General features: G+C 60.2%; 15 protein-coding genes. 4 read left to right on the plus strand and 11 right to left on the minus strand.

Annotation, left to right across the window (positions count from 1 at the left end):
• Positions 1–9: 9 nt before the first annotated feature.
• Both EFR00_RS14740 and EFR00_RS14745 read left to right on the plus strand, forming a co-directional pair.
• A complete protein-coding gene (locus EFR00_RS14740; protein WP_077988967.1) occupies positions 10–4,002 on the plus strand; it encodes a non-ribosomal peptide synthetase in 3,993 nt (1,330 codons plus the stop codon).
• Positions 3,999–5,357: a lysine N(6)-hydroxylase/L-ornithine N(5)-oxygenase family protein gene (locus EFR00_RS14745; protein ID WP_077988968.1), complete on the plus strand. Its 1,359-nt coding sequence runs from the start codon at positions 3,999–4,001 to the stop codon at positions 5,355–5,357. The genes EFR00_RS14740 and EFR00_RS14745 overlap by 4 nt, the downstream gene beginning before the upstream one ends.
• Here the strand turns inward: EFR00_RS14745 and EFR00_RS14750 are convergent.
• The 4 genes from EFR00_RS14750 to EFR00_RS14765 are packed head-to-tail and all read right to left on the minus strand — an operon-like array spanning position 5,330 to position 9,170.
• The gene (locus EFR00_RS14750) at positions 5,330–6,049 is read right to left on the minus strand and encodes a 4'-phosphopantetheinyl transferase family protein (RefSeq protein WP_077988969.1); all 720 of its coding nucleotides are present in this window, start codon (positions 6,047–6,049) and stop codon (positions 5,330–5,332) included. The genes EFR00_RS14745 and EFR00_RS14750 overlap by 28 nt on opposite strands.
• 46 nt (positions 6,050–6,095) lie before the next feature.
• Entirely contained in the window at positions 6,096–6,893 is a 798-nt protein-coding gene (locus EFR00_RS14755; RefSeq protein ID WP_009987379.1) for an ABC transporter ATP-binding protein, read from the minus strand.
• A gap of 11 nt (positions 6,894–6,904) precedes the next feature.
• A complete protein-coding gene (ntrB, locus tag EFR00_RS14760) occupies positions 6,905–7,798 on the minus strand; it encodes a nitrate ABC transporter permease (RefSeq protein WP_077988970.1) in 894 nt (297 codons plus the stop codon).
• A 58-nt stretch (positions 7,799–7,856) separates the two neighbouring features.
• A complete protein-coding gene (locus EFR00_RS14765) occupies positions 7,857–9,170 on the minus strand; it encodes a CmpA/NrtA family ABC transporter substrate-binding protein (RefSeq protein ID WP_077988971.1) in 1,314 nt (437 codons plus the stop codon).
• Between the two features lie 699 nt (positions 9,171–9,869).
• Here EFR00_RS14765 and EFR00_RS14770 point away from each other — a divergent pair.
• Together EFR00_RS14770 and EFR00_RS14775 are read left to right on the plus strand one after the other, a co-directional pair.
• A complete protein-coding gene (locus tag EFR00_RS14770; RefSeq protein ID WP_077988972.1) occupies positions 9,870–11,744 on the plus strand; it encodes a HAMP domain-containing methyl-accepting chemotaxis protein in 1,875 nt (624 codons plus the stop codon).
• A gap of 176 nt (positions 11,745–11,920) precedes the next feature.
• Positions 11,921–13,687: a putative bifunctional diguanylate cyclase/phosphodiesterase gene (locus tag EFR00_RS14775; protein WP_077988973.1), complete on the plus strand. Its 1,767-nt coding sequence runs from the start codon at positions 11,921–11,923 to the stop codon at positions 13,685–13,687.
• A 69-nt stretch (positions 13,688–13,756) separates the two neighbouring features.
• On the opposite strand, the gene EFR00_RS14780 is transcribed toward EFR00_RS14775, so the two are convergent.
• The 7 genes from EFR00_RS14780 to EFR00_RS14810 form a co-directional block, all read right to left on the minus strand.
• Positions 13,757–15,412 carry an alpha-keto acid decarboxylase family protein gene (locus EFR00_RS14780; RefSeq protein WP_077988974.1) on the minus strand — a complete coding sequence of 552 codons (1,656 nt, stop codon included), beginning with the start codon at positions 15,410–15,412 and terminating at the stop codon, positions 13,757–13,759.
• A gap of 38 nt (positions 15,413–15,450) precedes the next feature.
• Entirely contained in the window at positions 15,451–16,275 is an 825-nt protein-coding gene (locus EFR00_RS14785) for an MBL fold metallo-hydrolase (protein WP_040142125.1), read from the minus strand.
• A 116-nt stretch (positions 16,276–16,391) separates the two neighbouring features.
• Positions 16,392–17,420: a sugar phosphate isomerase/epimerase family protein gene (locus EFR00_RS14790; protein WP_183738658.1), complete on the minus strand. Its 1,029-nt coding sequence runs from the start codon at positions 17,418–17,420 to the stop codon at positions 16,392–16,394.
• A gap of 128 nt (positions 17,421–17,548) precedes the next feature.
• Positions 17,549–18,487 (minus strand): myo-inosose-2 dehydratase, encoded by a 939-nt coding sequence (gene iolE / locus EFR00_RS14795; protein ID WP_040142123.1) that lies wholly within the window; start codon positions 18,485–18,487, stop codon positions 17,549–17,551.
• Positions 18,453–19,010 carry a hypothetical protein gene (locus EFR00_RS14800; protein WP_009991346.1) on the minus strand — a complete coding sequence of 186 codons (558 nt, stop codon included), beginning with the start codon at positions 19,008–19,010 and terminating at the stop codon, positions 18,453–18,455. The genes iolE and EFR00_RS14800 overlap by 35 nt, the downstream gene beginning before the upstream one ends.
• Complete coding sequence (locus EFR00_RS14805; protein WP_077988975.1) at positions 19,007–20,125, minus strand: ferritin-like domain-containing protein; 1,119 nt, start codon at positions 20,123–20,125, stop codon at positions 19,007–19,009. The genes EFR00_RS14800 and EFR00_RS14805 overlap by 4 nt, the downstream gene beginning before the upstream one ends.
• A gap of 87 nt (positions 20,126–20,212) precedes the next feature.
• Complete coding sequence (locus EFR00_RS14810; RefSeq protein ID WP_077988976.1) at positions 20,213–22,084, minus strand: GMC oxidoreductase; 1,872 nt, start codon at positions 22,082–22,084, stop codon at positions 20,213–20,215.
• Positions 22,085–22,091: the final 7 nt, after the last annotated feature.

A 22,091-nucleotide genomic window follows, 5' to 3' on the forward strand; every position in this document is an offset into this window, starting at 1 on the left:
GATGGCAAGATGAACAAGCAGATCACCAATTTCGCCGATGCTCGCCCGACCGACGCGGTGGACGCCGTTTTCGAGAGTTTTCCGCTGACGATCGCGCAGAAGCGCATCTGGTCGCTGGAGCAGATCGGCAACTACACAGTCTTTCCCGACCAGGTCATCGGGTTGCGGTTCAATGCCGCGATCGACGTCGAGACGATTGCCGGCGCCTGCCGGGCGCTCGTGGCGCAGAATCCGTCGCTCGCCTTCCGCTTCCGCCGGCTGGCGGGAGGCCGCATCGAGCAATATCGCGGCGCATCGAACGCGGTGCCGGTCGAGATGCTCGGCAATGACGGAGTGGTTCTTTCCGAGCCTGATGCCATGGCCGCACGGAAAGCTTTCCGCGACAAGCGCTTCGATCTCTTGGAAGGCCCCGGTACACGCATCCAGATCATCCGGCTTGCCGAGGGGCAATCGCTGCTGACGATCGTGCTGCATCCAATCATCTGCGACGACCGGGAAAAATCCGTTCTCGCCGGCTCGCTCGCGCGCATTCTCGATGGTGAACCGGCCGGCGAGATGCATCCGGTGGAAATCGCCGCCGGGGCGCAGGAGGCCGATTGGCTGGAGACGGATGAGGCGCGGCAAGCGCTTGCCTATTGGCGCGATGCGATCGGTCTCGACTATGCGGCCTCGACCTTCCCGACCCGGTTCAACAGCGGCGGGCTGGCAGGCGTAGCGCGCGCCGAGCATCGGTTTTCGATCGAGCCCGACCTCTGGGGCACACTCGAACGGCATGCGGGGCACAAGGGCGTTCAGGTCGATCGCGTGCTTCACGCCGCCTTCTGCGCGCTGCTGGCGCGCTACAGCGGCAACTACGCCTTGCTGACCGGCCTCCTCGTCGCGCGACCCCGCAACGAACATCTCGCCAGCCGCGGCCGCGCCGAGCAGGTTCTGCCCCTCGTGCTTTCGCTGACCTCCAGGCACTCGCTCGACGACGTCGTCGCGGCGATCTCGTCGGTGACGGAGGAGGGGCTTGCCCGCCTCGTGCCGCTGGAGCGCATCACGCAGGAACTGGTCGTCGACGAGGCCGCCGCCCAGGAGGCCGTGGTCAAGGCCTTGTTCGAATTCCGCGAACCTTATCCCGTTCCCAGGCAGGCGACCAACCTGGAGCCGTCAGGCGCACGCGCCGATAGCGAGCTTTCCCTCGTCGTCGAGGCTCGCACGGATGGCGGCGCGTACGGGTTGATCGACTACGCCGGCGATCTCTATGACGGTGCCCTGATTGCCCGTGTCTCCAGGCATTTTTGCCTTGTGCTGGAGCAGATCGTCGCCAAGCCCGATCTCAGGATCAAGGATTTAGAACTCATGGGCAGCGACGAGCTCGACTGGCTGTCGGCGCCTTATGAGGATGACGTCGTCAACGACGACAGGCCGGTGCACGAGCTGATCTCGGCCCATTCGCGCCGCACGCCGGAGAAGACCGCGATCGTCTATGGCGACGAGGAGTGGAGCCATGGCTGGCTGGAGGCGAGCACCAACCGCCTCGGGCATCGGCTGCGGCAGCTCGGCGTTCGCGCCGAAGTGACGGTCGCCATCTTCATCAAGCGCTCGCCGGAAGCGATCGTCGGCATTCTCGCGACCTTGAAGGCCGGCGGCGCCTATATTCCTGTTGAGCCCGACCACCCGCCGGCGCGCAACCACCACATCCTGCGCGATGGCGGCGTGAAAATTATCCTGACCCATAGCTGGCTGCGCCACCGCCTGCCGGAGGAGCTCGACGCGACTGTCCTCGAACTCGACAAGCTCGATCTCGACGGCGAGCCGGATACGCCGCTCTATGTTCCCACGCACAAGGACCAGCTCGCCTATGTCATGTACACCTCAGGCTCGACGGGATTGCCGAAAGGGGTCGCCGTCGAGCACGGGCCGCTGACGCACCATCTGCAGAATACCTCGCGCGTCTATGGCATGAGCTCGGAATCGCGCGAGCTGCCCTTCCTGCCCTTCAGTTCGGACGGCGGCCATGAGCGGTGGATGAACCCGCTGATGGAAGGCGGCAGCATCATCCTTCCGGACCAGCCGTTGTGGACGCCGGAGGAGACGCTGACGGCGATGCGCAAGCATGGCGCCAACAATGCGAGCATCCCCACAACCTATCTACAGCAGCTGGCGGAATGGGCCGACATCACCGACGGCGCGCCGCCGATGCGGCTCTATTCCTTCGGCGGCGAGGGGCTGGCGCAATCGACCTTCGATCTTCTGTCGCGGGCGCTGAAATCGGAGTGGCTGATCAACGGCTACGGACCGACTGAAACGATCATGACGCCGATGGTCTGGAAGGTCAGGGCCGGCACGAAGTTCCAGGGCGTCTATGCGCCGCTCGGCCGCGCTGTCGGGCTGCGGCGTGTCTATGTGCTCGATCCCGACCTCAACCTGTGCCCGATCGGCGTGACCGGCGAACTCTATATCGGCGGCGAGGGCATTGCGCGCGGTTATCTCGGCAAACCTGAAACCACGGCGGACCGCTTCGTCCCCGACCCGTTCTCCAAGGAGGGCGGCCGGCTTTATCGCTCCGGCGATCTGGCGCGTTGGCGTGAGGACGGGACGGTCGAATTCGTCGGCCGCGTCGACCATCAGGTCAAGCTGCGTGGATACCGCATCGAACTGGGTGAGATCGAGGCAGCTTTGCTCCAGCAGCCCGGCGTCGGCGAGGCCCTGGTCGTGCTGCGCGATGACGATGCCGGCGGCGAAAAGGCGCTGGTTGCCTATGTCGTTCCGAAGAAGGATGAGAGGCTTGACGTCGAGACGGTCCGTGCCGGCCTCGAACGCAGCCTGCCATCCTATATGGTGCCGGCCGCCGTAGTCGAACTTGAGAAGATGCCGACCAATCCGAACAGCAAGCTCGATCGCTTCGCGCTGCCCGCACCCCAGCCGGTCAAACGCGCCATTATCGAGCCGGCGACTGCGCTCGAAGAAGAATTGCTGGATGTCTGGCGTCAGGTTCTCAAGCTGGAAGCGATCAGCGTCGAGGACAATTTCTTTGCCATCGGCGGCAATTCGCTGGGTGCGATCCGCATCCTTTCGCTGCTCCGGCAGCGCCGGCCAAAGGTGCCGCTGACCGTCGCTGATATCTTCAACAACCCGACCATTCGCGCCTTCGCCGGGGTGATGGAGCAGGGTGAGGAGCGCGATCTCTCCGAGGTGATCGTGCTGCGCGCCTCCGGCGCCAAGCCGCGGCTCTATTGCTTCCCCGGGCTTCTGGTCAGCACCCGCGAATATGTGAAGCTCGTTGATTATCTCGGCGCCGACCAGCCGGCGACCGGCTTTATTTGCCATTCGCTGTCGGAAAAGAAGGAAGTCGGCGCGCCGATCGAAGAGATCATCGAAAGCTATGTCGATTACATCAGGACGCATAGCAAAGGTGCACCCTGCTATTTTCTCGGCTGGTCCTGGGGCGGGCTTCTCGCCTATGAGGCTGCCCGCACCCTCGGCAACGAGGTCGACGTCAGGATGATGGCGATGGTTGACGTTTGCGACCTCGGCTCGGAATTTGCGATCGGCGCCAAGCCGCGCTTCCGGCCCGGCGAGCGCGACACGCTGCATCGCGACGTGCAGGCATGGCTGCAGAAAACGGCGATGCGCCCCGAGTGGGACCGGCTGCTTTCGACCATGGACGCGGATACTTACGAGCAGTTCCTGCGCTTCGTCGGCGACGAGAAGGATCCGCTGCCGACCGACGGGCCTGACATCAGCAGCCGCGAGCATACGTTCTGGGTGCTGATCGACAATGCTCTGATCTTCCGCAAGCATCGGCTCGTTCCCCACGACGTGCCGATCTATCCCTGGGCGGCCGACGACAGCCTCAACCGCGGCCTCAACCTGATCGATTGGCGCCGCCTGTCGCCGCGGGCGCGGGCGGCCGAAATCATCACCGGCACCAACCATCTGCACATGATCGGGTCTCCCGCCTTTCACTCAAGGCTTGCCCTGCGTCTCAAGGAAACAGAGAAGGATAACGCATGACCGTCGCTTTTACCCGCAGGGATGCCCTTAACGAGCCGCTCGATCTTGCCGGCATCGGCATCGGTCCTTCCAATCTGAGCCTTGCCTGCCTGCTGGAATCCGTGCCCGAAGTGCGCAGCCGCTTCTTCGAGCGCCGAGCCTCGTTCGACTGGCATCCCGGCATGATGATGCCCGGCGTCGAGCTGCAATCATCCTTCCTGAAGGACCTCGTCACCCCGGTCCTGCCGACGAGTCGCTGGTCCTTCGTCTCCTATCTGGTGGCGCATAAGAGGCTCTATGCCTTCCTGAACGCCAATTACGAGGCCGTTCCCCGGCAGGAATTTGCGCGCTATCTCGCCTGGGTCGCGAACGGCGTTGACGGCTTGCGTTACGGAACTGACATTCGCGATGTCGAGCACCGCGACAACAGTTTCGTTCTGCGCTTCGACAACGGCCAGGAAGAAGCGAAGAACCTGGTGATCGGCACGGGATCTTCGCCCTTCGTGCCCGATTGGGCGAAACCCTTCCTTGGATCCGATTGCTTCCATAACAGCGAGGCCAAGTCGCGTCTCAAGGATCTTCGCGCCGCCCGCATCGTCGTGGTCGGCGGCGGCCAGAGCGGCGGCGAGGTGGTCGAAGCGCTGCTTGGGGATGCCAGCTCGATGAAGGAGCTGACCTGGATCAGCCGGCGCCACAATTTCGAGCCGATCAACGACACGCCGTTTTCGAACCAGGTCTTCTCGCCGGAATATGTGCAGGCCTATCTGAAGCTCAGCGGCGAGCAGAAGCAGGCGGCGCTGAAGAACTCGATCCTGACCAGCGACGGCCTGTCGATTTCGACGATCCACTCGATCTACCGCCGCCTCTACGCGCTGCGTTATCTCGATCAGAGCACGCTGAACGCATCTCTGTCGCCGAACCGCGACGTGATCCAGATGGAGCGGAACGGCAATGCCTATCGGCTGATCGTCCGCAACCACTTCGACGGCGGGATCGAGGTGCTGCATGCCGATGCGGTGGTACTGGCAACCGGCTACAGGTTCCGATTGCCGGATGCGCTCGGCTCGCTCAGCGAAAGGATCAGCCTCGACAGAAACGGCTATCCCACCTTGAACGACGACTACACGATGCAGTGGACTGGCCCGAGGACAAACCGGCTGTTTGCGCAAAACGCCGGCCGATACTCGCACGGCATCGCCGACTCTCAGCTCAGCCTGATGGCCTGGCGCAGTGCCAAGATCGTCAACGCGCTTCTCGGCCGGCAGCATTTCGATGCCGAACCCGACAATGCGCAGCTGGTCTGGGCGACGGAAGCCGCTTCGGCCATGCCGCATCAGCTCCGCGCCGGCTATTCGGACGGCATGCTCTCGTCCTGAAACATCCGGACACGAATGTCGAAGGCTCGTGATCGTGAGCGGACCGCCAGCGCGACGACGTGCTGGCTGCCGCTCTCGATCAGGCGGTGATGCCATTGCCGGTCGGGTTCGCCGCTCTCAACCAGGAGGGGGATGCCGTCCTGCCAGGAAAAGCCGACGCTGCGGGGATCCTGGCGCAAGCCCACCCCGAGCGCCTTGAGATGGCTCTCCTTGAGCGTCCAAAGGGCAACGGCCGCACGCGGCCGTTCGCCCGCAGGCACTCGATCGAGCCAACGCCGTTCGTCCAGGCTGCAATAGCTCTCCAACGCCGCCGCTTCGATTTCGGCATCGGCGTGTTCACAGTCGATCCCGACGCGCTCGCATTCTGAAGTGACCGCGACTGCCACCAAGCCGTCGGCATTGGAAAGGCTGAATTGCAGCCTGTCGCGCCCCTCGATCGTCAGCTTGCCGTACGCATCCGCCAGCAACACGAGCCTGTCAGGCTGCGTTTCGGTATGCGCGCTCAGCAGTTGCCGCAGCAGATAGCGGCCGGCGATGAACGAGTTCCGGTCGCGTTCGAAGCAATAGGTCGCGGCGCGCTCCCGCTCATTCGGTGAAAGCAACCGCATCCAGCGCTCCCCATCGCTCCGGTTCTTGGGATATTGCCAGAGCACGACATCGATGGCGGCCGGTTGACTGTCTAATTGCTGCATCAGGCCAGTATGCGTACCGCTGCCCGATTGGCAATCGCCGCGGGGTCTACTCCGCGGCTTCGATGAAGCGGTGGCGTTCGTAAAGGAACTTCAGCACGGCCTCGCGGCATTTGAGATATGTCCTGTCGGAGGCGAGTTCGATGCGGTTGCGGGGGCGGGGCATGGTCACATCGAGCTCTTCGCCGATGCGGGCCGCCGGGCCGTTGGTCATCATCACGATGCGGTCGGAGAGCAGCACCGCTTCGTCGACATCATGGGTGATCATCACCATCGTGTTGCCAAGCCGGGCGTGAATTTCCATCACCGCATCCTGAAGATGGGCGCGCGTTAGCGCATCGAGCGCACCGAAGGGCTCATCGAGGAGCAGGATCTTCGGCTCCATGGCAAGCGCGCGCGCAATGCCGACGCGCTGCTTCATGCCTCCCGATATTTCCGCGGGCCGCTTGTCTTTGGCGTGCGCCATCTGCACGAGGTCGAGATTGGCCATGACCCAGTCATGCCGCTCGGCCCTGGTCTTCGTTCGGCTGAAAACCTTGGAGACGGCGAGATTTACGTTCTCATAGACCGTCAGCCAGGGCAGCAGCGAATGGTTCTGAAAGACGACGGCGCGTTCCGGACCCGGTTCGTTGACCTCGCGATTTTCCAGGAGCACGGCGCCTGAAGAAACCGGGGTCAGGCCGGCGATGAGATTGAGCAGGGTGGATTTGCCGCAGCCTGAATGGCCGATGATCGAGACGAATTCGCCCTCGGATATCGTCAGGTTGATATCCTTCAGGACTTCGGCGCGCACGCCGCCGCGATCGAAATGCTTGTCGATGTGGTCGAGCTTGAGATAGGCGTTCATCAGGATGGTCCTCAGTTGGCCATGGCGCCGCGGGTGACGAGTTTGCCGAGCGCGGCCACCAGCTTGTCGAGGGCAAAACCGACGATGCCGATATAGGCGAGCGCGACGATGATGTCCGAAAGGCGCGATGAGTTCCACGCGTCCCAGATGAAGAAGCCGATGCCGACGCCGCCGGTCAGCATTTCGGCCGCGACGATGGCGAGCCAGGACAGGCCGACGCCGATCCTGAGGCCGGTGAAGATGTAAGGGGCTGCCGACGGCAGCATGATCTTCCAGAAGAATTCGAGTTGGTTGAGCCGCAGCACCTCGGCGACGTTGCGATAATCCTGCGGAATATTGCGGACGCCGACGGCGGTGTTGATGATGACAGGCCAGATCGAGGTGATGAAGATGACGAAGATGGCCGAAGGGTTGGAATCCTGGAAGGCGGCGAGCGACAGCGGCAGCCAGGCGAGCGGCGGCACCGTGCGTAGCACCTGGAAAATCGGATCGAGGCCGCGCATCGCCCAGACCGATTGGCCGATGATCGCCCCGATGATGATGCCGGTGACTGCGGCAAGGCCGAAGCCATAAGCCACGCGCTGCAGCGAGACCAGCACCCGCCAGCCGAGCCCGATATCCTGGGAACCGTAGTTGAAGAACGGATAGACGATGAGGTCGTAGCTATCCTGCCAGACTTGATGCGGCGACGGCAGAGAGGCATCCGCCGATGAACAGAGCGCCTGCCAGAGAATGAGGACGAGTGCCAGCACGACGGCCGGTGGAGCGACATTGTGAAGTGCGGTCAGCGCCGCACGGCGAAAATCGATCCGCGATCCTTGTTTGCCGGAGAATGACAGAATCTTCGCCGCCGGCTTGGCAGACGCGACGATCGAGGGATTTTCTTTATTTGCCAGGGCGGACATCAGCGCGCTCCTCACGGGAATGGAAGGCCGGCGCGCCGTTCGCGCGCCGGAGGCGGGATCAGGAGACGGCCTTGATCGAAAGGCTGTCGAGATAGGCGGAGGGATTTTCAGGATCGAAGACCTTGCCGTCGAAGAAGGTTTCCTTGCCGCGCGACGAGGAAGCGGGAATGTCGGCGGCTGCGACGCCCAGATCCTTGGCGGCTTCCCGCCAGATGTCCTCGCGGTTCACCTGGTTGACCAGCGCCTTGATGTCGGTTGTACCAGGCAGATTTCCCCAGCGGACATTTTCCGTCATGAACCAGGTGTCGTGGCTCTTGAACGGATAGGAGGCGCCGTCCTTCCAGAATTTCATATAGAGGTCGGTGGCCTTGGCTTCGCGGCCGTTGCCGTAGTTGATGTCGCCCTTGAGGCGGCCGAGCACGTCCTTGGTCGGAACGTTGAACCATTGGCGCTTGCCGAGGATCTCCGCCATCTCGGCCTTGTTCTCCATGCTTTCGCACCATTGCTGCGCCTCCATCACGGCCATCAGCAGGGCCTTGGCGGCATTGGGGTTCTTCTCGATCCACTCGGCGCGCAGGCCGAGCGCCTTTTCGGGATGGCCCTTCCAGAGCTCGCCGGTGGTCGCCGCCGTGAAGCCGATGCCCTGGTTGACGAGTTGCTCGTTCCACGGCTCGCCCACACAGAAGACATCCATGTTGCCGACCTTCATGTTGGCCACCATCTGCGGAGGCGGCACGACGATTGTGGAAACATCCTTGTTCGGATCGATGCCGCCGGCGGCGAGCCAGTAACGAATCCAGAGGTCGTGGGTGCCGCCCGGGAAGGTCATGGCGGCCTTGATCTCCTTGCCTTCCGCCTTCTTTTTCTCGAAGGCGGCCTTCAGCTTGGAGGCATCCAGCTGCACACCGGTCTCTGCATATTCCTTGGCCACGGAAATGCCCTGGCTGTCGAGGTTGAGCCGGGCAAGGATCGCCATCGGCACCGGCTTGTTGTTCTGCGTCACCTTGCCCGTCTGCATGAGGTACGGGAGCGGCGAAAGGATGTGCGCGCCATCGATGCCATTGGCCGCGCCGCCGAGCACCAGATTGTCGCGCGTCGCGCCCCAGGAGGCCTGCTTGGCGACATCCGTTTCCGGCAGGCCGTGCTTGTCGAAAAAGCCTTTCTCCTTGGCGATGATGAGCGGTGCGGAATCGGTGAGAGCGATGAAGCCGAGCTTGATGCCTTTCACTTCAGGGCCGGCTCCGGCTGCGAAGGCGCCGGAGGGAAAGGCGGTCTTGGCGGCGCCGATCAGGGCGGCCGCCGCTGTCGTCTTGAGCATCGTGCGGCGGGTAATGCCGGTTGTCGAAATCCCAGTCGTCGAAAGCTTTTTCATCTGCAGGTTCCCCTCTGCTTGGTGAATTCGGACGCAAAAAAACGCCGCCGGCATCTGCGTTCGGGGTGGGAAATCCCGGACAGCAAAAACCTTGCGACGTCGGTGTCGAAGTCGGCGCTTAAGCCGCGCCTCTCTGCCTCAGTCGCCGTTGACCGGGCGTTTGAGAACCTGCAATCAGCGTGCCAGTTCCAGGGGATGGCCGGTAACTGCAGGAAGCGAAACAAGAAAATCGGAAATTTCGGATGTGACTATTTGTTGTGCATATGTCGAATGTGATTACGATTTGTGCTACTGCGAACGCGGGGCGCACCCGCGGAGCGCCATATTTGTGCAGTGCACATAAAATGGCCACGCGGATTTAGGCCCTGCGACCCAATAGAAGGCTGCACGCTCGCGTTCAACGGTTGAAGGCGTTAAGCGGGCTGGTTGCATTCCCATGCTCTCCCTCTGGCGAATCGCGACGCAGTGGCAGTCCGAAGGCGCCCGTCTCGCAGATCTCCACGCACGGTGAAGTCGTAATTCTTTATATATTCCAGTAACTTTGAGGGGAGCTGGCCTTGGGAATGATCGCGGAAGTAAATGCGACGACCAGCGATTTCGAGACCTGAACGAATCTCTCTGTTTAGTTAATACTAAATTATCGAATCCGATGGGAAATTTTGCCTTAACCGGCAGCGACCGTCCCAAGAGGAGACCCGCATGAAGCGCCCGAGTATCAAGCAAGCCCTCATCTTAAAGCTATCCATCATCAGCATGTTCATAGTTGTTCTGTCCTACGTCTCGCTGGACACCATTTCCTCGCTTCGCGCAAATGCCGAACAGGTCGGTACCTTCTGGGTGCATCGGCTGGTGACGGCGCGTGAAATCAAAGCCAACTTTCTTGATCTGAAACTTGCCCACACCCGGTATTTGCTCGAAGACACGGTGGAAAACGACAGAACCGGAAAGCAGGCGATCGCGGCCGCTGCCGCGGGGCTCGAGACGGCTGTTGGCGACTACGACAAGGGCGTGCGCACCGAGCGCGGACGCCAGCTCATTAATCAGATAAAGCCCGAACTCGAAAAATACCGCGCGTTGGCAGAGGAAATGACAGCGCTCGAAGATAGCGGCAAGACAGCCGAGGCAGTCCGCCTTTTTAAGGAAAAGATGGTGCCGCAGGCCGAACTGGTGAACAATGGGGTGGCGGATCTGGTGGCATTCATTCTCAGCCAGACCGAAAGCTTTGTCGCGGCAAGCGATGCCGATGCGAAGTCCGCTTTCATAATGACGGCCGCGATCGCCTCTCTCGCCTTGCTGGTCGCTCTGGCGGGGATCGTTTTCGCGATTTCCGGCATTGCCCACCCGATCCGCAATACGGCGTCCGCCATGAAGCGGTTGTCGGCGGGCGATCTCGACAGCGATATTCCCTATGCCGGCCGCGCCGACGAAATCGGCGAAATGGCCGGGGCGGTCGAAGTGTTTCGTCAGAATGCTCTCAACGTCGTCAGGCTTGAGAGGGAGGCTGCCGAATCCCGCAGTGAGGGCGAGGCGGCGCGCGCCGCAGCCCAGCAGCGCGCCGAGCGCGAAGCCGAACAGTTGCGCTTTGCGACCACGACCTTGGGCGGAGGTCTGCGCCGCCTTGCCGCTGGCGACATATCCTTTCAGCTCTCGGAGCGATTTGCCGCTGAATACGAATCATTGCGCGACGATTTCAATATCTCGCTGCGGCAATTGGGCGCGACGATCGGCGCGGTGCTGCAGACGGTTCACAGCATAGACAATGGCACCGGTGAAATAGCATCCGGTGCCCAGGACTTGTCGAAACGCACTGAACAACAGGCTGCTTCGCTCGAGGAAACCGCAGCCGCGTTGGACGAGATTACCTCGAATGTCGCGATGGCATCGAAGCGCACCGAGGAGGCGCGCACTATATCCGCAGAAGCCAATGTCAGCGCCCAGCGCTCGGCAACAGTCGTGTCGGAGGCCGAGCAGGCCATGCGACGCATCGAGGACAGTTCGCAGCAGATTTCCAACATTATTGGCGTCATCGATGAAATTGCTTTCCAGACGAACCTCCTGGCGCTCAACGCCGGTGTCGAGGCGGCGCGAGCCGGTGAGGCAGGAAAAGGTTTCGCGGTGGTCGCACAAGAAGTCCGCGAACTCGCGCAGCGTGCCGCGCAAGCGGCCAAGGAAATCAAAGGTCTTATTCAGAATTCATCGACTGAAGTCCAACATGGGGTGAAACTGGTTCTCGAAACCGGGACGTCACTGAAATCGATCGGCGAACGCGTTGCCGAGATCAACCGAGCCATGGACGCGATCGCCACCTCGGCGCGCGAGCAGGCGACCGGGCTTTCCGAGATCAACACAGCTATCAATCAAATGGATCAGGCAACCCAGCAGAATGCGGCAATGGTCGAGCAGTCCACGGCCGCCGCCTCTTCGCTAGCCTCCGAAGCAAGCCGCCTGCGCCAGCTGGTCAATCAGTTCCAATTGGATGACAGAGACCCCGTGAATGCCCAGTACAACACGCGCTCCTTGGAAAGCAGCATGCCGTCGCAGGTGGTCGCGCTGCGGCCCGCGATGCAGAGGTAAATTGCGGCCGTCGTCAATCTCGCCTGCAGGGAAACATTCCCGCTGGAGGAAGCTCGTTGCCGCAAGCTGCCCTGGTTCGACATCAGAGGTCACGGACACATTTCGGCCGATTTGCGATCGGCGACGGTCGGATTGCCGCCGCGCTTGCTCTCGATTAGCACTCTTTAAAATATTCAATGCGACATTCGGGCGAACGAAACAGCGAGATCGCCTTGAGCAGCAAACGATCCAGAACAAATGTCGAGCTTGAGAACCTGCTTCGCCAGCTTGGACTGGCCCTTGAAGCGTCCGGGGTCGGGATCTGGCAGCACAATATCGCCAAAAATCAGACGCGATGGGATGAACAGCTCAAATCGATCTATGGCATTCCGAAAGCGCCGCTCGATGTCATCTGGCTCGACAGCATCCACCCGGACGACCTCGTGCCGACCAATGAAATCTTTCTCCGCGCGATTGAAACCAAATCGGATTATGCCTCCGAGTTTCGCATCATGCGGCCGGATGGAGCGACCCGCTATCTGCGTTCGCGTGCTCGTTATTTCGTCGACGCGGCCGGCGACCCGTGCTTTGTCGGCGCCGAATGGGATGTGACGGACGATGTGCTTCTCAACAAGGAGCTGGAGAGGAGCCGGGCGGAGGCGCGGTTCGCGGCCGATCACGATCACCTCACCGGCCTGTTGAATCGGCGCAGCTTCGATTTCGCTCTGTCCGAATTTGCCAGGCAGGAGAGCATCAAGGTTGCGCTTCTTCATATAGACGTCGACCATTTCAAGGAGATCAATGACCGCTTCGGACATGCGGTCGGCGACCTCGTTCTCTGTCACGTCAGCAAAATTCTGCTGGAGGCCATTTCCGCTGGTGACGTCGCGGCACGGCTCGGCGGCGACGAGTTCGCTGTCGTCATCACCGAGGACGAATGTGACAAGACGATTGCGGTGCTCGATCATATTCAGAGACGTCTGGAGAGCCCGCTTCCTGTCGGCGATCAGACGCTGATCGTGCGGTGTTCGATTGGCGTTGCGAGCGCCATGAGCGCCGATTTCGCCAGGCTGCTCTCCCAATCCGATCTGGCGCTGTACCATGCCAAACGCAACGGTCGGAATCGGGCCGAGATTTTTTCCGACGAAATGGCTTCGACGCTGGCGAATGAAAGGCAGCTCGCCCAGGATCTGCGGGCCGGACTGGCGCTCGGTCAGATCCGCCCATTCTACCAGGTGCAGGTCGACGCCAGATCTTTCCGGGTGAGCGGCGTCGAAGCTCTGGCGCGGTGGCATCATCCTACCCGAGGAATTCTCGCCCCGGCGCATTTCCTGTCCATCGCCTCGTCGAATGGATTGGTCGCAGAGCTTGACGATGTCGTTCTGAAGGCTGTTCTGTCGGACATGAAATCCTCCGCTTCCCCACTCAAAGGCATCCGGGTGTCCGTCAATCTTTCCGCCGATCGTCTCGACGATCCCGAGCTGACGGCGAAGCTCGACGGCTATGACATCCCGCCCGGCCGGTTGAGTTTTGAGCTGATAGAGACGATATTCCTGGACAGCCTGAGTGACCAAGTGCGGCAGAACATCCAGGCGATCAAGTCTTTCGGCATCGACATCGAGATCGACGACCTCGGCTCGGGGCATGCTTCCTTGCTGGGTTTGCTCGAGCTGCGGCCGGATCGTGTCAAGATTGATCGCCAGCTTGTGACGCCGATCCTGCAATCGGTGCCCAGCCGCCGGCTGGTCGGCTCATTGGTCGACATAGCGCGGGCGCTGGATATGGAGGTGATTGCGGAAGGCGTGGAAACCCTCGAGCACGCCAACGTGCTTGCCGCTCTCGGCGTCCACACCCTCCAGGGTTATGCGTTCGGACGACCGCAGTCGTTTGCCGACCTGTCGGCGCGTTTGGAGCAGGAGATATTCGATTGCGAGCGGGCCGAAGTTGTTGGGGCCGGTCGATAACGTCGAAGCGATCAAGCGACGGCAGTCAATGCCTGCCGGCCGAATGGACAACCTATTGGACGCTCACATCTAGCTTGCTTTCCAGTTCGCATTATTGGGGATTGACCGCTGAGGCACGACGACCTGGATGATGGACGGACTGTTCAGGTTTTCTTTGGCGCCATTTATGGCGTCCTGCAGTTCGCCATAGGTATCCACTTTCCAGCCCTGGCAGCCAAAGACCTCTGCCAACTTGCTGTAATTCCATCGGTGCAGGATGCATGAATTGTAGAACGGCTTGTTACCATGGAAAACCGATGCGTCGGCAAGCCATTGCTCCACGCCATAGATGCCGTTGTCCATCACGAAGATGATCGGGTTGAGATTGAAACGGGTTTGTGTCGAGAGGCATTGAGCGGTCATCTGAAACCCGCCATCCCCGGCAAAGACCAGCAGCCTCTGGTTATCTTGCTTCGCCAGCGAAACCCCGGTCGCGGCCGGGCCGATATAACCGATCGCCGAATAAGATGACTGGACGATGAAACCGCGGCGAGCCCCCACTTCAAGAAGCAGGCTGCCGAAATAATTCAGACTGGCATCGGCACCAACGATGGTATTTTCGTCGATCTGCTGCTGAATGAGATCGTAGAAACCCTGATAGGTAATTTCGCCTGCCGGATTCACGACCGGCGCTTGCCGGGCCGTTTTCGCCGGAAGGCTTTGGGCTTTGCATGTCAGCCTTTTGTCGATCAAGCCGTTGACGAGATCCGCCAACGAAACCTGTGCGTTGAAGATCGTGCCGTATTTCACTGTATCCCAGGAGGCGAATGCGGTCTTAGCAACATCGATAGGCCAGCCCAAATCGTTGATATCAGTCAACCAGACGCCCAGCGCCAATACGAAGTCGGAGTCTTTGACGAAAGACTGGACATAGGGTGATGATGATTGGCCATCGAACACCCCGGCAAATTGGACATCGTCTTCCGACAGGATGGCCTTGCTCAAAAGCTCGGTCACGTAGGGAATTTTGAGGTCCCGAATGAGCCGCTCCGCCTGGTCGTGGAGGCCGAACCGGTCGATCTCGACACCGATCCAGATCAGCGGTTTGGTGGCATTCTGCAATCTTTCGCTGATTTGCGCGATCGACTGATTGAGACTGTCCTCGTCGGATATGTCAGGCGCCGCTCTTAATGCAGTCGACGGGCGCGCGCATTCCAGGTCGACCATATCCTCCAGCAACTCGATATAAACAGGACGTCTTTCCGTGATGCACTGTGTCAGCGCATAATCTATCAGCATTGGCGCAAGATGAGGGCTGTCGATGCGGACGGTAGCGGCGGTTATGTATTCGAACACCTGACGATCCGTTTCCCGCCCGCTGATGAAGTGGTGCGAACTGTAGCCGGTTTGTTCGAATGTCAGCGTTTTCTGGATGCTTGGCGCACCGTTGATCAGGACGACCGGCACTTTCTCGACGTAAGATCCGGCGATCGCATTTGTTGCGCAAAGCGAGCCTGCGGAATAGGTGACGCACAGCGCACCAATTCCTTTCAGTCTCGCATAGCCGTCGGCCGCATAACCGGCATTCAGTTCATTCACCTCTTCGATGACCTGAATATCGCTTTTTTCGACATAGCTGTTCACCCATTCGATCGAATAATCGCCCGCCACGGAAAACAGGTGCCCCAGGCCCAGTTCGCGAAGTCTATCGACCAGATATTGCCCAACCGTGTATGTATCGCCCATGTTCCAACGGCTCCCCTGTTGACGAGAATTGACGAATATTAGAACTCGCTCGCGTTATCGAATAAGCGCGGTATGTATATGTCGAATATTCCGGGGCATTTTCGTTCGGGAAATCTTTCCAGCAGGAAGCGCTTGAAAGCATCATTGGTGAGTCCGTTGCCGGCGGCCTCCATGGCGACGGACAAATACTCTATATTTTTGGCAACCTCGTTTTTGTCAGCCGGAAAGCCGTGACCGGGAAGGAACAGCTCATAGTCGGACAGCAGCATGCCCTGCAAAATCCCGATCCAATGCTCCATATATTTCGTCAGATAAAGGTGCGTTCCGCTGTAGATCAGGTCTTGCGCAATAAAAACGCCGACATCAGGAAGACCTATGGTGAGGAGAAAATCGATCTCCGTATCAACGACTTCATCAAATACGTATTTGACACCGTCGATGATCTCGTGGCCGGCACGGACGGTTTTTTCGGGAATTACCAAGCTCGTCGGAGCGAGGTTGCCCAGTTTCCAATGGTCATTCAGGGAATCCTGCCCATGCTGCCTCAGGAACTCCTTCGTTTCCGACAGTGCATGAATCGGAATGTCGCTGAATGCGGCTCCCAGGCCGAACCAATGGTCGGGGTGCCTGTGCGACAGGTAAATCCGGTCGATCTCCTTGCCGATACTGTCGGCATAGGCCCTGAATTGCAGCGCATAGGGAACGAGGAATTGCCCATCGACAAGAACAAGCTTGTTCCTGCTCTCGATGATGTGCGTCGCATTGGCGATATTGTCATCCGTGAAAGCCGAAATGAAAGTATGAATACGGACATCGCCTGCTCGCCTGACGATTTTAATGGGCTCCGGCAATTGGGCCACCATCGGTATCTCCCTGTTTGAAGGTCGTTGACTGAGGTTTGACGTTCACCCGGGCATGGCGGAGATTTGGTTCCCCAGCATTCGCCGGCTGTTTCCAACATTTGCGCGCCGGAGCGCCATCACGGATGAGATCGACGACCGTGGGACGCGATCTTTTCCTCCAATGTCCTCAGGGCTGCGCGCGCAACGTCGTAGGCGCTGTCGACGCCCGCCTCGGGCGCGTCCTCGCCGGGCCGCCAGAAGCGTCTGCGCGTCATTCGCATCGAGCTCTCGAAGGGGGGAATCGCGTTGAAGACTTCGACGAGATAAGGGCCGGAATAGACCGGTACGATTTCGTCCAGCATGATCTCCCAGGGAATCCAGCTATCGCTGACAGCGCCCCGGTCCGGCGCTGAGATATGAACGTAATTCAGCCGGCTCTGCTGTGCTGCCCGGGCGACATTTTTCCTGAAGATTGCCGGCCCCTGGCTTTCCATCACGACCTGGGCTGTATCGATCGTGACGCCACAGACCGGAATGTCGGCGCTTTCGAGAAAATCCAGCGCTTCCGAGACCATTGTCGGCCCGGGCGTTTCCCAATTCTTGACGGGTTCGATGGCGAGCTTCACCCGCTTCTCGGCGGAATATTGCGCCAATTCTCGGAAGATGGAGGCCGCCGCCGCGTATCGCGGCTTCATCCAATCCTGAAGCGCGTCGCTCCATATCCCTTCACCGTCATCCGTCAGCGGAAAGATGCCATAGGGGTAAAGGAACGGCCCTGACATGATCGTATTCTCGCCGCCCAGCACCGAGGTGATGTCGACGCGGGACTTGAGATAGGACAATGCCTGCTTACGCTGTTCCTCGTAGGGCGAGGTCGGATCGAAGCTTCGCGTGGTCCCCACATTGGTTGTGAACTTCACATCCCGGAAGCCGGCCCGATCGAACGCTCGTCTGAGGCTGATATAGCTTTCGACCTCAGCGTGATGATCGGCATGGGCCGGTCCTGGGGCGATATGCACATCGAAGCCGGTGTAGCCGATCTCGGTGAGAGCTTCCAGATGTCTGACGAGAACCTGGGTATAGGCAGCGTCATTCGGCCTCAAGTCCGCTGTAAACATAAAGAAGCTGAAATATATATCTCGCCTGCGTGCCTCTTCCATCTTCATCACTCCAGCTGTGGCTATCCAGTAATGCGTGGTTCAGGGTGATGTCTCGCCCGGCATTGTGATGAGGCGAGATCCGTCCCCGCCTCCTTCACATTGTCATCGGGGCGAAACAAACGGTCCGCGCCGGGCTACCATCCAAGCAGCTTGCGCAGATATTCGCGGCCCATTTTCGCGTATTGCAGCGGATTGGCCTTGGCCGGGTCCTGCTCTGCCTCGATGCAGATCCAACCGGCGAAATCCGCCTCGGCCAACGCATCGAGGATTTCCGGAAAGGTTTCTATGGAGCCGTCGCCCGGCACGGTGAAGATCCCCGCCTCGATCCCTTGCTGAAAGGACAATTCTCTGTTGTGAATGTTCTTAACCACCTCGGCGCGAATGTCTTTCAGGTGAACATGCTTGATGCGGTGGGCGTATTTTCTGGCCAGCGCCAGCGGATCGACGCCGGCGGCCGCCTGGTGCGCGGTATCGAGAAGCATGTTGACCAGGCGAGGATCCGTCTCGTCCATGAGCCGGTGGATCGCTTCCGTCTTCATCACCCCGGTTCCGAGATGCGGGTGATAGCAGAGCCGGCGGTTGCGGGCCCTGGCCTTCTCTCCGGCTGCGTGCAGGCCTTCGATCAGCTGTTTCCACTGGTCCTCGGAGAATTCGGGGCAATTGGGAAACAGGGCGACCGGAAGCGGATTGACCGCTCCGCCAAATTCGGCGACGACGAGATCGGCCCTGCGCGGATCGTCGCTGCCGCCTTCCATGGCTTCGAGGAAGTCGAGCTGAGCATCGACGCTTTCAAGCGTGTGACGATTCATCGCCTTGATGGTGAAGTAAGTGCTCACCCAAGGCTCCGAAATCCGCAATCCCCTGAGTTCGAGGACGGGGCGCAAGATTTTCGGATCCGTCGGATATTTATGGCCGACGCCGCACCCGACATAGCCGGCGAGCGCCATTTCACTCAGAGCCTGCTCGTAGGGGATGCCGATGTCGATATTGATGAAATCGTCATTCCACCAGAGCGTGGGGATGACGCCGAGCCAGACCTTAGCGGGCGTCAATCGATGCAGATAATTCGTCATGGCGTTGATCCAGTTCTTTGAAGACAAGCGGAAGTGGCGTCAGGTCAGGTTTTGGAACGGGGGCCGGAGCCGGAATTTTCGGTGGAAAGGCCCAGGAGCCGAAACCCTGCCCCTTGGCGCCCGCAGGGTGAGCTCCGATCGCCTTCCAGAGCAGACCCTCGATATAGGCATCGGGAGAAACGACGAAGGTGGTATTCGCAGGCCTGGGGCCAAAGCGCTCCGTCCAAGCGGAGGGCAGCTCGAACCAAGTGCCGGAATACCAGAGCTTGATCAGCGCGCGGGCGACGTCTCCGAGCAATTCATTGCCGAGGATGGTCGTGCGCAGGGCGTGGATACGGGCCTCACTTTCCGGCGGTGGCAAGGCGGTGAAAGCGGCCAGCAGCGCGTCGGTGATCTCGCTGCCGACCACCGTGTCGAGCGTGGCGAGATAGCGTTCTGCCAGGCCGGTTCCCAACAGATCGAAGTAGGAGAAGGCCGTCAATTCGACGGAAAGGCCCAGAAAGGGCTCGAAACGGCTGCTCATGCGTTCACCTCCGCCTGCCGGGTGACGGCTGGCTGTCTGATGCCGCCGGGGATCTCATAGGTGGGGCTGCCGTTCTTGCCGGGATGCCCCGGCAGCGGATTGCGGATGAGTTCGAGGATCATGTTGCGGAATTCGAACATCATCGGAACGGCTTCCAGCAGCAGGTTTGGCTGGCCGTTATAGGCACGCGTCAAAAGCTGGAGAAATTCGCCATAGCGGGTGTTGAAGGCGATCGCCGCCTCACGCAGTTCCGAACCTTCGTGTATATCTTTTACTTTCAGGTTCTCTTTTATGGGATAGGCGCCCTCCCAATCGACCTGCAGGTGCGGACCTGTGGGCTGGCCGGGCTGGTCGCCCTTCTGGTAGTAGCGGCCTTTGACCAGCTCCTCGAAACGATAGTAATGGGCCAGTTCGTGGTCGTCACCGTCGTAGATACCGCCGCCGTCGCCCTCACCCTGTTCGATGATGAGCTCGATGGCTTCCTGGGCGCTTTTCAGATCGGTGACGGGAAACAGCTCGCCGCCGCCGGAGTAATAATATTCCGAAGTGATCTGGCGCGACCTGTCGCCGGTAAAGATGGTTGTGCCCGCCCCATGCGCTTCGGCTTCCAGATATTTGATGCCTTCCGCAATGGCCGAGTAGAACTCGCCGATACTGTAGAAATGGAGGTCCTCATGCCTCGGATGGCTGGCAAGCGCGGTGATATCGGCGGGAGTTTTGCGGTACATCAGGCCCTTGCCGACGAGATGTTCAGGACGCTGGGCCGGCCGCTCGATTTTCAGGAAAGTCGCCAGCGCCTCACGGCCGAATGCCTGGATACCGACCCTGAAATCGGTCTCACCGTCCGGCAGGGCGGCCGGATAGCTGGCGACGAAGTCCGGCCTGACAAGATCCGGCTTACCGCCGATGGCATTGAGAATATTGGCCGCGATCGTCAGATGCAGCATTTCTTCCACGACGATTACGCGCAGAACCTGGGTCGCGTCCTGGTTGATGCTGGGCTTGATCGAGTAAAGCGCCGTCAGATACGGAGGAATCGTCGCATGTTCGAGCTGCATCGCCCGGTAGAGAAACTCTTTCAGCTCATCGAGCGTCTTGATGCTATAGGAATCCATGCTCATGCTCCGTGAAAGATAAAATGGGTGCACCTGCCGGCTTCGTGTCGCATCGGCTCGTTCCGCGCAGGGGATGCCGGTCTTCGTTCAATGCAGAGACTTCAGAATGTCGCGACCGCTGCGGAAGCACATGGCGGCCAGCGTCAAGGTGACATTGGCCGTGCCGATCGTCGGCATGCTGCCGCCGCCCACGAGATAGAGATTTTCGTGGTCCCAACTGCGCTGGTTTTTGTCCACGACGGAATTGGTCTTCGTCGTTCCCATGATATGGGTGCCGGCCAGATGATTGCCGCCGCGGATCGCATAGCCTTGTCCCTCATAGGCCACATAGCCGTAATCGCTGGGGTCGTACTGGGTATGATCCTGCGCGCCCAGGCGCGCAAAGACGGTGCGCGCAAACTGGCGGCCATAGGCGGCGCCCTTCATGGTATATTCCGGAACCGTGAAGGACAGGATGGGCCGCATGTTGCCCAGAGCATCGGTATATTGCGGATCCACCGTGATGCGGTTGCTGTCGACGGGCATGACCTCGATCATGAACGCCAGCAGCAACTGCCGCGAAACCTGGTCGACCATGCCGCGCCGAAGATCGGCCCCGTAGAGGTTGCGATCATCCACCAACTCCAGAAGGTCGGAGGTCGGCGCACCCGTGGCCCAACCCCAGCCGTCGTTATGGATATCGATGGCGAAGGCGGCCTGCTTTTCCCGGAAGGGGCCGTCCCGCAGGTCGACGATACCGCCCGTCGAACTGGTTCCGCGCATTGTGCCGCAGATCTCAGGCATCAGCGCCCAGTTCAGCAGGTAGGCGTGGTCCATCAGATTGCGTCCGACAAGACCGCTGGTGCTGCGCAGGCCGGAGGCCAGCATGAGACGCGCCGTTTCGATGGCGCCTGCCGCAAGCACGAAAACCTTACCCTTCACGGTGATGGTCTCATGGGCCGGTGAGGCCGGGTCCTTGTAAATCTTGACCTCGAGAGAGCGGACTTTCCCGCTATCCGGATCGATGTTGACCTTCGATGCGACCGCCTGCGGTAACATTTCGACAAGCCGCTCGCCGCCTTTCCCGTTTACCGCGAACGCCTTGGCAAGCGTTTTGCCGGAGTGGTAGCGCGCTTGCACGGGACAGAGCGGTACGCAGTTGGTGTTGCCCTGGCAGCGACCGCCCTCTTCGACCTGATGCGTATCGACCGCGCCGATTGGACGGTAGCCCTTCCCACCGTCATAGGCCGGGTTTGGTATGCCGTTGCGCCCCTGCGGAAAGGGCCTGACCTTCAGGGGATAGGTCTTGTCGTAAAGTTCGACGCTGGTGCCCTCGATGCCCTTGTTGACCTGCTGATCCAGATAGGAAAGCGGCAGGCCGCGCATGGGAAAGACATAGTCGTCCGGGAAGGTCTGCCCGAGATATTGCTGATCTTCGACATTCGCCGATACGCCGATTTCCCGCTCGGCCAGGCGGTAATCCTCCTCGACTTCCTCAAAGCTCAGCGGCCAGTCCAGCCCGTGGCCGAAAAGCGTGCGCGTTTTGAAATCGGAGCGAAGCAGACGGGGCGTTTTCGCCTCCCAGTGCATGGTCGTTCCGCCGAAAATACGGGTATATACCGTATCACTGACATAAGGGCCGGATTGAACGATATAGTTCGAGCTATCGGTTTCCCCCGCCTGCAGCTTGCGAAGCTGCGGGCTGCGGGGTATGGCCGCGTTCGCATTTGGCGGAAAGGGCGACTGGTTGTCCTTCGAGGCTGCCGAATAGAAGGTCGTCAGTAGATTGTCGTAGCCTGCCAGAGTGACATTGGAACCGGTTCCGGCTTCAAGGATAAGGACACGTTTGCCCGCTTCCGCAGCCTGCTTGGCAATGATTGCTCCGGAAATGCCGCTGCCGACGATCACGATATCGTAGTCGCCAGACTCTGCGACGGTCTTGGCATCGGCTCTTATTGCCGATTCGAGGGGAAAAAGCACTTTGGTC

It is taken from the genome of Rhizobium sophoriradicis (assembly GCF_003939025.1).
Lineage (GTDB): Bacteria > Pseudomonadota > Alphaproteobacteria > Rhizobiales > Rhizobiaceae > Rhizobium > Rhizobium sophoriradicis.